Here is a 16,379-nt window from a genome sequence, read left to right on the forward strand (position 1 = left end):
CAGTAGGGGGGTATATTAGTGCCAACTCATTAGGCGGGATTGTCGGCAGGATCTCCGGTGGCTTTTTGTCTGAACGCTTTGGTTGGCAAGGTGCCGTGATCTTCATGGCTATTTTTAGCTTGTTGGTGGCTATCGCGATTTATTTCCTGTTGCCAGAGCAGCGTAATTTCAAACCCGCTAAAGGCCAGTTGCGCCAGCAAACCTACAGTGTTTTGGTGCACCTTCGTACCCCTGAATTGTGGCAGGCTATGCTGATTGGTGGCGTGAACTTTGCTTTGTTCGTGAACTTATACTCTGTAATGGGCTTCAGGTTAGTTGCTGAACCGTATTCTGTACCGGTCAGTTGGGCATCGATGATTTTCTTGTGTTATCTCAGTGGTACGGTTTCGGCTAAATTAAGCGGTCGCTGGACCCAACGCTTTTCAACGGTACCAGGAATGGTATTGGGAACCTGTATCAGTGCGATGGGTATGTGGGTTGCTTGGTATGAATCTGTCTATGCCATGGTTCTGGGTTTATTGTTAATTAGCTCAGGCTCATTCTTTACCCACTCTTTGGCTTATGGTTGGGTCAGCCAACGTGCCAAAACCGCGAAGGCAACGGCAACAGCCTTGTACTTGGTCCATTATTATGCGGGCGGTAGTTTAGGGGGCTTTTACCTTATCGGTTGCTGGCAGTATTTCGGCTGGACTGGCGTCATCACGGGTGGTTCTGTCCTCTATATCTTGATGGGCATGCTTTGCTATCGATTGTACGTAAGAACGGAAGGGAGCTCAGATGCGCCATTGCCCTCTGAGCCCCATTAAGCCGTTACTTGTATTTGAACTGACCGACAACCCCGTCTAACTGCTCTGCCATGTTGGCAACTTCTTGGCTGCTAGTGCTGGTTTGGCTAACAGCCGTTGCTGTATTAGTTGCTAGCTCCGCAATACGATGGATGTTCTGATCAATTTCTGCGGATACGGCAGCTTGCTGCTCAGAGGCCGACGCGATCTGTAAGCTTCTGTCTGAAATATCAGTGATAGCCTTGACGATCAAATCCGCAGCTTCTTTCGCTTGCTTGGTATGAGCCACTGTACCTTCAGCCAAAGCTTGGCTGTGCTGCATGGCTGCAACAATTTGACTGACTGTGTCGAGCAGTTGTTCGATGGTTTGTTCAATCTCTTGTGTTGAACTGTGAGTGCGCTGAGCAAGCTGGCGTACTTCATCAGCCACCACTGCAAACCCACGTCCATGTTCACCTGCACGAGCGGCTTCAATCGCAGCATTGAGAGCCAATAGATTGGTTTGCTCTGTAATATCCCGGATAACAGATGTCACCTTGTTGATATTTTGGCTTTGGGCTTCCAGTGTTTGGATTTGCGCCTGCGCTGATTGGATTTCACCTGCAAGTGCGTCGATAGATACGGCGGCTTGCTGGCTGATTTCTTGGCTTTTTACTGCATTATCCTGCCCATTTTGCGCCGCTGTGGCGGTATCACTGATGTTGTTTGCAATTTCACTGCTTGCTGCCAGCAGTTCATTGACCGATGTGGCGACGTTGGCTGATTCACTTTGCTGTTGTTCAGCATTGGCCAAACTGCCTGATGCGGCAGATTTGGACTCGTTGGCCGCTTGGGATAGTTGAGCGGAGATGTCGGCAATATTGTTGATAATGACTTGCAGCTTACTGGTGAATAGATCAAAAGAACGACTAAGCTGGGCGAGTTCATCATCACCCTGATCATTCATTCGTACGGTCAAATCGCCTTCACCCTGTGCGATATCTCTCATCATGCGGTTAACGGCATTTAGCCGCTTATTGATGGTTCGGCTGATCACAAACAGTACAAGGGTCATGACCAGAGTAATCACCCCGCCACCGACCAAGAGAATTATTTTTTCTTGGGCCTGCATGTCATGAATAGTATTGATGATTGTGTGTTCTAGTTGGTCGATTTGGCTTTCAACACGTTGAACATTCGTCCTCAACCCACCATACAGCCCCTCATTGTAAGTGAGGCCAATATCGGTATAACCCTGTACGAGTTCATCAAACATCATTTGATAGATAGTGATGCTTCTTTTTAGGGTTCTTTGCTCATTTGCTGAGAGATCGCTAATGGTCAGTGTGGAAAGTAGGGTGTCGAGGTTGTTATTAAAAACCTCGACATGGCTGGGATTTTTGGTGATAAGAAAGTCTTTTTCGTTGCGGCGCAATGTTAACAGCAACCGATAGAGTTTTTCGTGGCCGTTGAGCAACAACAACTCTTCTGTGTCGTTAGCGGCAGAGCGGATATTGCCTCTCAGTCCTTCAGACGGTGTAAGGCCCAGCAGGGTAGTTTGATCCGCGATGATATTAAACTGATTGGCATAGCTGTCGAGGGAGGCTTTAACCTGTTCAAACTCGGCATTGTGCTCTTCACCATACTCAGCCAGTAAGGCTTTTATGGCTGCCAATCGGGCATTGAGTTCGATTTGTTTTTGGTTGAATTTCTCAATGTATCCCGCATCAAGTCGGGCTAGAAAGTCCTTTTCATGGCGACGTAAGGTCAGCAAGTCGGCATTACTATGCGCCGTTTCTTGAGCGGCGACCTGGAGGTTATCCAGCTTAATAAATGAAAGCGACTCAACAACACCAAACGTCAGCATGGCGCTGACGAGAAAAAAGCTGGTGAGATAAAGCTTGGCTTTAATTGTTCTAAAGAAATGGGTTTGCATTCCACTCTCCCTGTTTGCTTATAACAACCCGTGCCAGACATACGAGCATGTGTCGGTCAAACGAGACATTGAAGTCTGCTTTGCTATATAACTATAGGATCAGAAATGAAAAAATCCCGAAATTTGCCCTTTAAGTTGGGGAACAAGGGCAAGCTCCGGGATGAGGGTGAATGCAGTTAATTAAGCTAAAGCCATAGCCAGCAAGGAAACGGGATGGATAGTTTCTAAATCCGTGTTTTCTTCAATTTGCCATTTACAGGTTTCACAGTCGGTGATGGCGAAATCTGCTTTGGCACGTTTGATTTGATCAAACAAGTTGCTGCCAATGGCCATAGAAGTTTCATAATTTTCTGTCTTGAAGCCATAGGTACCCGCCAGGCCACAACATTGGCTGTCGAGGACTTCAACCTCTAGACCTGGGATCATCTTCAGCAGTTCGATGGTATACAAGCTACCGCCGGTCTTTTCGAGGTGGCATGGTGTATGGTAGACAACCTTTTTGTTGATAGGCTTCATCTTCGGTGCGCGACCGTTCATGAATTCTTTGAGCAAAAAGCGGGTCACATACTCAATCTTGTTGGCGACCTTACTGTTATCCACTTTCAGTACATTCGGGTACTCTTCCTTCAGTGTGAAAGAGCAGGTCGATGAGGTAGAGAGGATAGGTGCATCGTGCTTCTCTACAGCGGCAGAGAAGTTGTCGATATTCAATTTGGCATTTTTTTTCGCTTTGTCGAAAAAGCCGTTGGCAATCAAAGGCACACCACAACATTTCTCTTTGTCCATCAGTTGGACGCCGATGCTCATCGCATTCATCACACTGACAAAGTCTTTACCCAATTGCGGGTGGTTGTAATTGACATAGCAGCCATGGAAGTAATGTACTTGTTTCGGGTACAAAGCTTGGCTGGTGCAGTTCTGCTTGTACCAGCGGCGGAATGTACCGTGAGAATATTTGGGCAGACTCTTGTGGTCATGCACGCCAATCGTTTTGTGCATGATCTTCTTAACCGGCTTCAACCCAGTAATGGAATTGACGATCGGCGCGAACGGCGTGGCTGCCGATCCCATCAAATCGGTATGGCTCAACACAAAGTCGCGGATGGTTTTAATGTTCATCGGCAACTTGGCGTGCTCATCGCGGGCGACAGCGATCATATCACCGATTTTAACCCCAGAAGGGCAGGCGGTTTCACAGCGCTTGCAATTGGTACACAGCTTCAACGTTTCATCGTAGAAATCTGGGCTTTTTATACGCAGGCGTTCACCGTCAGGGCCGCATTGTTTTGGCCCCGGATATTGTGGGTTAGCTTTGGCAACCGGGCAGTAGACAGTACAAACCGTACATTTGATGCATTGGTCGAAGCTAGTATCTTTCTGGAGAAGGCTCATGCGATTGTCCTTTCTTGTTTTGCCTGTGTCTCTGTAACGTGTTCATGCTTGTGCTGATGGGCGGTAATCATCTGCTGGGCCACATAGTAGCCGGTAGAAATTGCCACCCCAGAGCCTGAACCTTCCTGAACAGGATCATAGTGGGCTAAGATAGCGCCGGCACAGTAAAGGTTCTTGATAACCTGCTGATTGAGAGTGGGGTTCAGTTGTTTATTGCATTCAACGCCCATCTTCATAAATGGGTGGCTTTGTGGAGAGAAAAACTGTGGTTGATACCAGTGGTCACGGTGTGTGCTGTCAGCCATGTCCAAACCAAAGATAGGTTCGCAAACTGCATGGCGCTGTGCAGAAAGCCCTTTGCTGAAAAAGCTGCCGCTTGCCAGTAGGAAGCTATCGGCTACCAATGGGATATCTTCATGGTTACGGGTGAAGATTTTATCTAAACAGCCATTGTTAAATTCGCCCTTGAGTACTTCATCTCCTGAAAGCAGCAAACCACCTAAGCGCTTGTAGTGTGACTTCATGGCCTCTTCAAGGCGGATACCCAGTAGTGAAGGGGGCATAGTGGGTAGTTCGCAAATTTTGAAGCCGGTCAGGCCTTCGAGCAATTTGATAGTGGCTGCACCGTCTCCATTGCCAAAGATCGCGGGCAAGACAACGAGGTCTGCTTTACCGACTTGTTGGATCATTGACTTGGCAAAAGCATGCAATTTGGTTTCATCGCGCAGTACACGAGAAATGTCTATTGAGCGGAATTCACAAGGATTACGCTGCATGTTTTCAAAGTCAGGTAGCTCGACAGCCGCCGTTTTGATTTTTACCCCAGCAAAGGCTTGCAGTTTGGACAAGTTGTCAGCCGCCAATTGTGGCTGGAAATCCCGGAAACCATCAACAGTTACCAGGGCTATTTCGGCTAAACCCTCAGCCAATTGATGGTGCGGGAACTGATGGACAGTTTGTTGTGATAGCCAAGTAGAGCGGAAGGTGCCCATTGGAGTGACACGGTAATGGTTCTGCTCATCGGCCTGAGCGGTAAGGTAGACACCGCAATGCTCCATCATGTCCTGATACCAGTTGATGGCTTCGCGACACTGTAGTTCACCCAACTTACTATAAGGGTGGGATGGGCATTGGTTTTTCAATTCTTCAAAAGCAGGGAAAGGAGCGTTAACGGCTTCGCCATTAGGTAGGCGGCTAAGTACATCCACAGAGCCTGAGGAAAAGTGCAGGGCACTTTGTCCGGCAGCGATAACTGCAGTCTTTAGGCCCGCTTCGGCGCAGCGGATAGCGCAACTTAGGCCCGCGACACCGCCGCCGATGATGATGCTATCAAATTTCATTGTGTTACCTCGTCAGCAGGCGTTGATGGTGTTGTTGCGGTGTTTTTGTCTTTTTCCACAGGGAGTTGCTGCTCCGGTAGGTCGCTAACGCCAAACAGCCCCTCGTAAATCCAGTAGGTAAATTCGCCCTCACGCAGTGCATCGCCCCAGAAAACCGGTTTGATACCTTTCCAGCGCTCTTCAAGAAACTCTTCTAGTAAATGGCTCGCCTTATTGCCCGATGCTTTTCCGTATTCGGAGAACAGACCAGCGGCTCGGTAGGAGCAAAGTTCGCCCTGACAAGGGCCCATCCCAATTCGGGTTCGACGGCGGAGATCTACGAGGTTATGAACATCCAGATCTTTGATGGCATATTCCACTTCACCACAAGTCACCATTTCACATTCACAGATCACTGCCTGGCTTTTCTTGTCATTGCTAAGAAACTTCTCGGCACGTTCACCGTGGCGGTAGATAGCCGATTGATAGACAGGTTTGGCTAGGCTTGCCGTTGCCGGTTTTTTGGGCTCAGCGTTTTCGGAGCCCGGCAAAGGCTTCTCATGGGTAATACATGGAGCGGTGTTACCCAGTTTTTTCGCCACCAAATCTGTGGTCCATTCCGCCATCATGCGGTAGGTCATCAACTTGCCGCCGGTGATAGTGACAAAGCCGTCCAAACCGTCACGCTCGGCGTGATCAAGCAGTACGATTCCGCGACTTATATTACGGCCACTGGTATCGCCATCGACGGCAACCAAAGGCCTTACGCCAGCATAAGCACGCAATACACGGGTATTGGCCATGATAGGGGCAAGTTTGGTTCCTTCCTCAAGCAGGATGTCGATTTCCTTACTGGTTACATGCAGATCATCGATCTTGTCGTAATCGATCCGTTCGGAAGTGGTACCGATAAGCGAAATGGTATCGCCGGGTACAAGAATGTCTGCATCTGACGGCTTGCGGCAGCGGTTGATCACCAAGTTATTGATACGGTAGTCAAGGATCAGCAGTGATCCTTTGGCTGGGAACATCTTGATAGGAAGATCGCCATATTCACAGATTTGCTGCCCCCATATCCCTGCAGCGTTAATGACTTGCTTGGCGCGGATTTCAAAAGATTGTCCGGTCTTCATGTCCAGGCAGTAAACACCACGAACGCTGGCCCCTTCTCTGATGAGGCCAGTGACATGAGTATGGTTGAATAAGCGGGCGCCATGTTCGACGGCATCTAGTACATTAGAAGCTGATAAGCGGAAAGGATCTAGCGTGCCGTCAGGTACTTTTACCGCGCCGATTAATGATGGATTACAATTTGGCTCAAGGCGTAGCGCATCTTTTGGAGAGAGTTGCTCAACATCGATATCTGCTGCCTGACAAGATGAAATAAAGGTCTTTTGAAAATCGAGATCATCGTCAGGTAGGGAAATAAATAGCCCCTGAGTATCTTCAACACAGTGGCGAGCGATGTTTTTCAGGATACGGTTTTCCTGAATACACTCTTTGGCCGATTCCTGATCAGTGACGGCGTATCGGGCGCCGGAGTGGAGCAGGCCATGGTTTCTTCCCGTTGTCCCCGATGCGAGATCATCTTTTTCAACCAGAATGCAGGAGATTCCGCGTAAGGCACAGTCGCGCATAATACCTGTACCGGTTGCGCCGCCGCCAATAATCACAACATCTGTTTCAAACCAACTATTCATGTTCGTTTTCGCTTATTGTTTTGGTTCGTGGATCAGGAAATGGATAATTCCTTCTATTCTATGCTGAGTAATATGCCACTTTTTGTAAGGGTAATATTTGATCGGTCACACAAATATGAGCGTTCGAGCATTCGATCGCGCGTAAATGTGATTGTTTGGCTGAAAAAGAAACAATTTTTGCAGGTTGCAGCCATTCGAAAGGCTGAGCAGTGGGAATTTCGCAGGCGGCGTGATAAAACGAAAGTGTTCAAGCCAAATACGAGGATGTGGGTTAAGCGATGGCTTTACGCCTTTCGCTCAAAATAGGTGTGTAATCGATAGGATGGAAGCGACTGCAGTCACGACCAGCATCCTTGCAGTCGTAAAGGGCCCTGTCAGCCCGCTCTATTAAAGAGGAGAGGGAATCATTTTCACCATTACTGGAAATACCAATACTGGTGGTAAAGCTAATAGAAGTGCAATCTATTCCGGTATCGACTTCCAACTCGCGGATACGCGTTAGCATACGATCGGCAATCCTTTCAGCGTCATAAGAGGCGCACTTGGGCAAAAAGAGAATAAACTCCTCACCGCCAAATCGACCGAACAAATCTGTTTTGCGAATATGTTGTTGCATGAAGTTGGCAAATTCTTTCAAAACTTTATCGCCGACACCATGGCCCCAAGTATCATTGATCCGCTTAAACCGGTCGATATCAAAAAGCATAACGGAAAAAGGCTGTTGCTTCTGTATGCAATTGGCAAGTTGCTTGTCCGCTAATTGCAACAGCATACGGCGGTTATAAATACCAGTCAGTGGATCGAGGGTGGCTTGCCGGTATAGTCGCATTAGCATGTGTAACTTAGAAAGTTGCGACCAAACAACCATTAGGGCCAAGACATTCTGTAGCCAGTAACTGGCAATGTTCTCGGGGCTGAATAAATGGCCTGAGAGATAGTCAACCAGAAGTTGGGTTATCGCCGTGAAGGCAAGCATGCACAGGCTTTCTTTCAAGGTAACCGGCAAGATAGTCAGGATAGCAACGTGTATGATAGGCAGCAGGGTATAGCCGTAAACGAAGCCGCTGTAGACCGTTGGGAAATCTAAAGCCCAAGCCGTGTAGAGGTAGAACAAGTTAATGCTGGCCACCATCAGACCCATATACCACTGCGCCCGTTTCAACGTTGTATGTTGGTGGTTCATCCACGCAATAGATAGGAGAAAACTGCCTAACAGCAAACGAGAGCCGGCTATATGAAGGTGAGTTGGCTGTGCGAGAAACAGCAAATCAAAAGGCAGCCACAGAATCACTAACACTCCCCAAACCGAGGACAACATGGTAATTCTGCTGCGCAGGTAACCACTACGGGTATTCTTGAAGCTAGTGGAATGGGCTCGCGCACTCCAAAGATCGGGAATATACAGCTTGAGAGAGTTGAACGTGTGGTGCAGTGATGACTTCATAGCGTTGGCCCTTGCTACTTCCTGTTAGTCATAGATCCAAACTGCTACTGATCTTTAGTGGTTGTAAAGTGCTATTATTCCACAGCGGCATTGGTTATTCAGTGATATTGATCCAAAAATTAAGCCACTAGTGCCTAGTTTGATTAGCATTAAAGGAAGTGAAATCACCACACAACAAGATGCATAGTGTGTTTTCCTTGTTGGTATAGAACAGGGTAATTGTTATCATCCACACACTTTGTTTCGCTACATCAAGATAATCCCATGAATGCTGCTTTAATTTTTCTGATCCCTGCCTTGTTGGGTGCCCAGTTGATTCTGACTTTGGTTTTGACCAAAGGAGAAATTTGTCCGGGTCAGCGAGGGAGGGTACATAAGACCTTACCTGTTCTCCTTTTGGGTTGGCTAGTCGTCGCAATGGTTCAGCCTTATGCATTCTTACCATTGGCTGCTTTGGGTTATTTCACCTTGAAAGTAAAAACGGGCAAGACCCGTGATGCTGGGCCGCTTAACGTTTTCTATGCAGCGAATGTATTGGCATTTCTTGTTTGGTTTTCGTTGCTACCGACATTAACACTACCGGTGGCCGTATTGAGTTTGGTCAGCATTGCACTGTTCGGTTCACTGGTTGCCCATATTCTATTAACTCAGGCTAGAACCCGTTTGCAAGCCTTCCACCGCTTGTTGCCATTCGCTGGCTTTATCAGTGCTATGGTGAGCGTCCTTTGCTTGTTGTGGTTATCTTCTCTGCTCGATGAGGGCCAACTGGCATCACTGACGACCAATGTGGTTGCGTCTTTGGTGTTGCTTGTTGCAGGCTTGCTTGTCTGGTCAATGCACTTGTTAACGGGAAAAACGGTTAACCGTTGGCAACTGGTGGCTGCGGCTGGCATCTTAGTGCTTTCAGTTAATATGCAGATCGCATTACTATAATTTTCTGGCTATTTAGCCTTGGTGAGATTGGTGAAATGTGAGGCGGTCCTTTCTCTTTCCGCCTCGTTCTGTCTATGCTTACTCATGAGTGAATACTTACCGAGGGGCAGGCATTATGGAGATTAACAATCTTTTGAACATGGATGGCAACATCGTTCTCGGTATCGTCAATGAGCGATTACGCCTTGAGTGTTCGACGGTCGAAGAGTTGGTCAGCCGCTATGAGCTAGACTTCAACGAGTTAAACCAAAAAATGGAAGACTTGGGCTACCATTACGATCCTATCAATAACCAATTCAAATAAAACCACTCTCTATTTCAGGCTGCACTGGTGAAGGAACCTTTCCGTGATCATGCAGCCTTGATACCTTCCAGATGTGTTTGGCACTGCTGTTTTGCCGTTGCGAAAAAGGCAGATAGATAATGCCGTTCACGCTCCTGCGCCCTGATCGCAGCGAATAATCGTCGCCACAGGCCATCACCCAAAGGCTTGCTAATAATCAGCCCTTGGCGCGCAAAGTCATAAACTGCCCAGTTCGGTAATGCTGCGACGCCGAGTCCAGCCGAGACCATCTGTATTAGCATGAGGGTGTTATCCGCTTGCTTCCAGTTAGCGGGTTCTACACCTGCGGGTTGCATGAAGTGCTTCACGACATCAAGTCGGCTGCGCTGAACTGGGTAGCTCAGCATGGTTTCTTGCGCGAGATCTTCTGGTGAAATAACACTTTTTGATGCGAGGGGAGATTGCGGCGAAACAATGAGGCGCATTTCAAAATCAAACAGCGGCTCGAAGTGAATTTCACTTCGGGTTTGAATATCCGAAGTAATAACAAGATCAAGCTCGCCGGCGCTTAGTGCTGGCAGTGGCTCAAAACCAAAGCCGGATGAAAAATCCAGGGTGACATTTGGCCAGTGTGTTTGGTACTCCTTCAGCGCAGGCATCAACCACTGGAAGCAAGAGTGGCACTCGATCGCCATATGCAGGCGGCCATTAGTATCTTCTTTCAAGCTAGCGAGTTCATGCTCAGCCTGAGCGAGTCGTGGGAAGAGGTCATCGGCAAGCCGTAAAAGGATCTCGCCCTCAGCGGTAAACTTCACTGGGCGTGTTTTGCGCAAGAAAAGTTGGCTACCCAGTCGTTGTTCCAAATCTTTTAGCTGGTGGGACAATGCTGACTGGGTCAGGCATAGTGTGTTGGCTGTCGCGGTTAACGATCCGGTGTCTCTTAACACTGTGAGTGTTTTTAAGTGCTTAATTTCAATCAAATCGCTTCCTCATGCTTTCCGCTTACTGCTGTCCCTATAACGCTTTTTAATGTAACGGGAAATAACGGATGTGTAAACATCTAGACGGCTAAATGATCTTTTATAGCGAAATAAACAAGCTTGTTCATATGAATTTTATTCAAGATAAACATTAATCATAAGAAATTGCTCATAGCCAGAGCGTGAGTCATTGTAAATCCAACAACAGCAAACGTGCATGGACGGATTAATAATGACTGTAAAAACAACGACACACATTCTGGGATACCCGCGAATTGGTAGCCAGCGCGAACTAAAAATTGCCCAGGAAAAGTACTGGCGGGGTGAGATTTCACAGGCTGAACTTAAGGAAGTCGGTAGTCTGCTTCGACACCGTCATTGGGGGGAACAAACCGGTGCTGGGCTTGATGTCGTCACGGTAGGTGATTTTGCGTGGTACGACCATGTTTTGGGTACCAGTATGCTGCTGGGCCATCTGCCCAAGCGCCACCGTAGTGGCTTTCCGGATCTTGATACGCTTTTTCGGGTTGCGAGGGGCAAAGCACCAACAGGTTGCGCTTGTGCAGCATCGGATATGACTAAGTGGTTCAATACTAACTATCACTATATCGTCCCCGAGTTCAGCACAGACGATGAATTTACTGTTAGTTGGCCGCAGTTGTTCGAAGAAATCGCTGAAGCGAAACAAGCAGGGCATGCAGTAAAACCGGTTTTGCTGGGGCCTGTCTCTTATCTATGGTTGGGCAAAGAAAAAGAGCAAGGCTTTGATAGGCTCTCGCTCTTGCCAAGGTTACTGGCTACTTATCAGCAAATCTTAACCAAACTGGCAAAGCTCGGTGTCGATTGGGTGCAGATTGATGAACCGGTATTGGTATTGGAACTCCCCAAAGAGTGGGCCGATTCATTCAAAATTGCCTATCAGGTGCTTCATGGCGCCCCCAAGCTCTTGCTGACGACGTATTTTGATAACATTACTCATCATCTGGACGCGATAGTAGGGCTTAAAGTGGATGGTCTTCATGTGGATATCTCTGCAGCACCAGAACAATTGGATGAAGTCGTAAAACGCTTGCCTGAACATTGGGTTCTCTCTGCCGGAGTAGTCAATGGCCGTAATGTATGGCGGGCAGATCTCGCGGCTTTGATTGAAAGGCTAAAGCCAGTTAAAGCACAACTTGGTGAGCGCTTATGGTTAGCCTCTTCATGCTCGTTGTTGCACAGTCCAATGGATCTCGATTTGGAAACCGAAATTGACCCGGAGGTACGGCAGTGGTTAGCGTTTGCTAAGCAAAAGTGTCGTGAGTTGACCCTTCTAGCTCAAGCCATTGATGGCAACGATATTGCCCTTGATGAATGTGCCCGGTACAGTGCCCCGATCAAAGCCCGAGCTAGCAATACATTGGTCAACAATGAACAAGTGCGTAAGCGTAGTGAAGCTATCACTGACGGTTTGGCTCAAAGAACGTTGCCTTACCAGGAGCGTGCTCGCGTTCAGCGCCAATCACTAGGGCTGCCTCTATTGCCGACAACAACCATTGGGTCTTTCCCACAAACTGATGAAATTCGTACTCAGCGTCGGGACTTCAAAGCCGGAAGACTGAGTGAGCAAGATTATGTCACTGCCATGCAGGGGCACATTGGTGATGCGATTGAGCGTCAGATCAAGCTCGACCTAGATGTGTTGGTCCACGGTGAGGCCGAGCGTAATGATATGGTGGAGTACTTTGCCGAGCTGCTCGAAGGGTTTGCCGCCACCCGCTTTGGTTGGGTACAGAGTTATGGCTCACGTTGCGTCAAGCCAGCAGTGATTGTGTCTGATATTTATCGATCAGAGCCATTGACCGTTTCTTGGGCGCAATATGCCCAATCATTAACGGATAAGCCTGTTAAAGGCATGCTGACTGGCCCTGTGACCATCTTAGGGTGGACATTCCCACGGGAAGATCTTAGCCGGGAAGCAATTGCTAACCAGATTGCACTGGCTTTGAGGGATGAAGTGGCAGATCTGCAAGAATCAGGGATTAAGATCATTCAGATTGATGAGCCTGCGATTCGTGAGGGTATGCCTCTGAAGGCTACCCAGTGGCAGGATTACCTAGACTGGGCCGTTAAAGCGTTCAAGATTTCAGCCGCGAGCGCGGAGCCGCAAACACAGATCCATACCCATATGTGCTATAGCGAGTTTAACGACATGATTGAGTCAGTCGCGGCTTTGGATGCAGATGTGATCACGATTGAAACCTCACGTTCTGACATGGAATTGCTGCATGCTTTCGAAGAGTTTGAATACCCCAATGAAATTGGTCCAGGCGTGTATGATATCCATTCGCCGAATATTCCAACGGTTGAACAGATCGTTGATTTGATTGAGAAGGCAGAAGCTCAAATTCCAGCTGAACGTTTGTGGATTAACCCTGATTGCGGTTTGAAAACAAGGAACTGGAATGAAACTGAGGCTGCGCTCACTAATCTGGTTGAAGCCGCGAAAGTGCTGCGGCAACAGTATCAACCGAAGGCAGTGTAGTGTTGGGTATTTAAGTTAGAGATAAGCATTGAGTAAGCCCCTGAAAACCTCAGGGGCTTTGCAGTATTACGAGCGACCTTTAATGTCGTCGAAGCTAGGTTTGTAGTCCGATTTAGTATATTTAGTTTTTAGCTTAGGGAAATGAGTGCGCTCATTTTGGCCCTGTAGCTCTTTACTGTTAGGGACATAATTGGATGGTTGGTACTCGACTTTTTGTGGTGATACTTCACTGTTGTCATTGCGGCCTTGGAGCTCGTATGCGACAGCTGAATTAGCAATAAAAAGCCCAACAATAATTAATGCGATATTTTTCATAACAGCCTACCTTAGCAAAATTGAAAGGTGTACCGATTTTCAGATTACCAATTGCTTGGTACATAAAGCTTAGATGATAAAAAATCGTCATTGTGATGATTTACAAAACTTTAATTTAGTATCTCGTCATTAAGTTGCAATTGATAACATATTATATAGTTTTTGATGGGGTGATTAGTAAAACTAACCTATTGAAAAAGTTTATAGTTTGATTGTTTATGATTGGGCGGAAGGGAGTATGGAATGTGGCACTTCAGGAAAACATGAAAGTTTTGTGAATGAATATTAGTGCCATAAAGCGGTATGATACTCCTGCATGAAGCAGGAGTATTGAGTCAACCGTTGGATTGCTTATTCAGCTTCGGTACGAGTGAAAGTTAGCGTATGCTCAGTACCGGCTAGTGTTAGCTGGTTACCTGCTACAGTCGCGGTACTCCAGTCCATTAGCGTTGCGCTCATCACGCGCTCTAGTTCCATGGCTGGCTCTGGGCAAGCCATCATGGTCATCCCCATTTTCTCGATGCGAAGCTTGCCATCGTTAAGCTGAGCTTGACCAAAGTAACGGTTACAGCCGGCATGGCCGTTGGCACCTAGATCAGATGACAGCTGAAGGTTAGGGGCCTTGAATGGTTCGGCAAGCTCAAGTGCGTTACCATCAACCTTGTTAAGTACCCAGTTGAAAGAAGCAAGGTCAGTATTCGTAATCATAGCGGTAGTTGGCTCGCTTTCAGTGTTTGATGCACAAGCGGCAAGAATCACAGGTACGGCTAAAGCTGCAAGAAAACGTTTCTTCATCATTATAAATTCCCAGAAGTCCTAATAACTGTCCAGCCAAGTATTATTCCCCTGAATACATTAGCTAGAGAATTAATTGTACGTTGTTTTTTATCTTGTTTTACAATATATATCAGATTTTGGTGTGAGGGAATATAAAAAAATCACACTAAACCCTACAATATTCAGGTTTGGTTATGTTTTAGTCCATGAAGAAAACATAAACACTAAACAAGATAGTAGTTTATACAACACAAAAAGAAAAAATGTTAAGCCTGCGTCATTTAATCTTGTTCTTTTTTTATCATATGAAGATGTACATCTTGTTGTGGGAACGGAATGGATATGCCTTCCCTGTCAAAGCGCATTTTCACTTCCCGGGTGACATCCCAGTAGACATCCCAATAGTCTTCCGTTTTGACCCAAGGTCTGACAATGAAATCTACCGAAGAGGAGTTGAGCACATGCAGTTTGATGGTTGGCTCGGGTGAGCGAAGCACCATTGGGTGATCGGCGAGAATCGCCTCAAGGACTTTTTCTGTTTTCTCTACATCGTCGCCATAGCCAATGCCAAATACCATATCGACACGGCGTACCCTTTCGTGGGTAATATTCTTGATAGTATCACCCCAAATTTTACTGTTCGGAACGATAAGGATTTGGTTATCAAAGGTCTTGATGGTGGTGCTGACTAGGCTCATGTGGCTAACTTTGCCAGATGTACCGCCAGCTTCGACAAAATCATCCACATCGAATGGGCGGTAGATCAGCAGCATCATACCGGATGCGAAGTTAGACAGGGTGTCCTGCAAAGCAAAACCGATAATTACACCGGCAACACCGAAACCGGTTAGAACAGGGGCTAGGTTTAGTCCTATTTGAGATAGGGCAATCAAGATACCAATGCACAACACGGTGTTGCCACTAATAGAGATGAAGAAGTCTTTCATCAGTTGCGACATACGCAAGGTCGGTGAGGAGACCGCGCGGGTGACAATCCGCCGGGTGATATTCTTGAAGATTTTGAAGATAAAGATGATGACCAGAAACACAAACAGTTTGAACAAGGCAGAAGGTGTATTTTGTGCCAAATAGTCTCGGAAGTCTTTCAAACCGTCTGAAAGTAATGACCAAAGCACTTTTATATCAAGGAGTTCATTGGTTAGGTTACCTGAGACAACAAATAACTGTTTGGTGTAGTCGGTAGTGTCTAACCCCATCTTGTTGGCAAGATCGACAATAAACTGTAGCCCTTCAATATCACCGACCACCTGACGCTGGGCGTGAATGTACTGGAGTTGAAGCGAGGCTTTCTCTTCTTCGGTGGCTGATCTTAGTTGGCCAGCCAACATACTTTCTTGTTGGTTATCGAACGAGAGTTTGGCTGACAGGAAGTCTAGCCTTTGATCAATGTCTTTTATCAGGGCTTCTTTGCTTTCATCATTCGGCTTACCCATTAACTCTAGCCAGCCAAAATTTGTCCATTGCTCGCCAAGAATCGTGTGGTAAAAAGCGGTTGTTTCATTAAGGGTCTTTTGGATGATCAGTTTTTGCTCTTGGTCGGCACTATCGAGATCATTCTGTAGTTTGGTAACCTGCTCGGCAAGAAATTCAATGGCGAGGGTGAGGTACTCGATCTGATCGTTAACAAAGCCGATGACCCTATCAGTATTTTCTTCGGTTCGGTTGTTGATCAGTTTCTGTAGCTCAGCGCGGATATCCTCGTTCTTATTAAGCATCTGCATATCAATGATGCTTTTGGCAGTGCCGGTTTTATCCAGCGACTCCTTGTAGAGTTCCCCCATCTCTGCTTCCATCTGCTCTATCTTGGCAAACTCATCAGGTTTGGGCTCGGGGGCTTGTTCTGCCTCTTCGGCAAAGGAGAGTAGGGAAAAGAAAAGGGTGAAGACAACTAGCCAGCGCATAGGTGACAGACTCCGAGGGATAGCTACGTAACAATAAACATAGAGATCAAACGGCTGGGTGCTGGCTTAATTTCTGGAAAATGAGAAAGA

At 47.1% G+C, this 16,379-nt stretch carries 13 protein-coding genes; 4 read left to right on the forward strand and 9 right to left on the reverse strand.

The window, feature by feature from the left end:
• On the forward strand, positions 1 to 806 hold an 806-nt coding region (locus BIZ37_RS16630), incomplete at its 5' end, for an MFS transporter (RefSeq protein WP_187462426.1).
• 4 nt (positions 807 to 810) lie between these two features.
• Here BIZ37_RS16630 and BIZ37_RS16635 read toward each other — a convergent pair.
• From BIZ37_RS16635 to BIZ37_RS16655, 5 genes are all read right to left on the reverse strand, one after another.
• On the reverse strand, positions 811 to 2,700 hold the full coding sequence (locus BIZ37_RS16635; protein WP_187462427.1) for a methyl-accepting chemotaxis protein: 1,890 nt from the start codon (positions 2,698 to 2,700) through the stop codon (positions 811 to 813).
• Positions 2,701 to 2,880: 180 nt separating this feature from the next.
• Entirely contained in the window at positions 2,881 to 4,092 is a 1,212-nt protein-coding gene (gene glpC, locus BIZ37_RS16640; protein WP_107297621.1) for an anaerobic glycerol-3-phosphate dehydrogenase subunit GlpC, read from the reverse strand.
• On the reverse strand, positions 4,089 to 5,432 hold the full coding sequence (gene glpB, locus BIZ37_RS16645; protein ID WP_187462428.1) for a glycerol-3-phosphate dehydrogenase subunit GlpB: 1,344 nt from the start codon (positions 5,430 to 5,432) through the stop codon (positions 4,089 to 4,091). The genes glpC and glpB overlap by 4 nt, the downstream gene beginning before the upstream one ends.
• The gene (glpA, locus tag BIZ37_RS16650) at positions 5,429 to 7,111 is read right to left on the reverse strand and encodes an anaerobic glycerol-3-phosphate dehydrogenase subunit A (protein ID WP_187462429.1); all 1,683 of its coding nucleotides are present in this window, start codon (positions 7,109 to 7,111) and stop codon (positions 5,429 to 5,431) included. Before glpA ends, glpB begins: the two co-directional genes overlap by 4 nt.
• Positions 7,112 to 7,382: 271 nt before the next feature.
• Complete coding sequence (locus BIZ37_RS16655; RefSeq protein WP_187462430.1) at positions 7,383 to 8,555, reverse strand: diguanylate cyclase; 1,173 nt, start codon at positions 8,553 to 8,555, stop codon at positions 7,383 to 7,385.
• A 264-nt stretch (positions 8,556 to 8,819) separates the two neighbouring features.
• Here BIZ37_RS16655 and BIZ37_RS16660 point away from each other — a divergent pair, with 264 nt between their 5' ends.
• Entirely contained in the window at positions 8,820 to 9,488 is a 669-nt protein-coding gene (locus BIZ37_RS16660; RefSeq protein ID WP_187462431.1) for a hypothetical protein, read from the forward strand.
• A gap of 115 nt (positions 9,489 to 9,603) precedes the next feature.
• Positions 9,604 to 9,792 (forward strand): DUF4250 domain-containing protein, encoded by a 189-nt coding sequence (locus tag BIZ37_RS16665; RefSeq protein WP_044623045.1) that lies wholly within the window; start codon positions 9,604 to 9,606, stop codon positions 9,790 to 9,792.
• Positions 9,793 to 9,839: 47 nt separating this feature from the next.
• Here BIZ37_RS16665 and metR read toward each other — a convergent pair whose 3' ends face one another.
• The gene (gene metR / locus BIZ37_RS16670) at positions 9,840 to 10,751 is read right to left on the reverse strand and encodes an HTH-type transcriptional regulator MetR (protein ID WP_187462432.1); all 912 of its coding nucleotides are present in this window, start codon (positions 10,749 to 10,751) and stop codon (positions 9,840 to 9,842) included.
• A gap of 232 nt (positions 10,752 to 10,983) precedes the next feature.
• Here metR and metE point away from each other — a divergent pair, with 232 nt between their 5' ends.
• Entirely contained in the window at positions 10,984 to 13,275 is a 2,292-nt protein-coding gene (metE, locus tag BIZ37_RS16675) for a 5-methyltetrahydropteroyltriglutamate--homocysteine S-methyltransferase (RefSeq protein ID WP_187462433.1), read from the forward strand.
• A 66-nt stretch (positions 13,276 to 13,341) separates the two neighbouring features.
• Here the strand turns inward: metE and BIZ37_RS16680 are convergent, their stop codons facing one another.
• The 3 genes from BIZ37_RS16680 to BIZ37_RS16690 all read right to left on the reverse strand — a co-directional run bounded on the left by BIZ37_RS16680 (position 13,342) and on the right by BIZ37_RS16690 (position 16,289).
• Positions 13,342 to 13,590, reverse strand: coding sequence for a hypothetical protein (locus tag BIZ37_RS16680; protein WP_187462434.1), 249 nt, complete (start codon positions 13,588 to 13,590; stop codon positions 13,342 to 13,344).
• 351 nt (positions 13,591 to 13,941) lie between these two features.
• Positions 13,942 to 14,385 carry an META domain-containing protein gene (locus BIZ37_RS16685; protein ID WP_187462445.1) on the reverse strand — a complete coding sequence of 148 codons (444 nt, stop codon included), beginning with the start codon at positions 14,383 to 14,385 and terminating at the stop codon, positions 13,942 to 13,944.
• A gap of 263 nt (positions 14,386 to 14,648) precedes the next feature.
• Positions 14,649 to 16,289 (reverse strand): mechanosensitive ion channel family protein, encoded by a 1,641-nt coding sequence (locus tag BIZ37_RS16690; RefSeq protein ID WP_187462435.1) that lies wholly within the window; start codon positions 16,287 to 16,289, stop codon positions 14,649 to 14,651.
• Positions 16,290 to 16,379: the final 90 nt, after the last annotated feature.

The organism is Photobacterium sp. BZF1 (assembly GCF_014349205.1).
In the GTDB taxonomy this organism is placed as follows: domain Bacteria; phylum Pseudomonadota; class Gammaproteobacteria; order Enterobacterales; family Vibrionaceae; genus Photobacterium.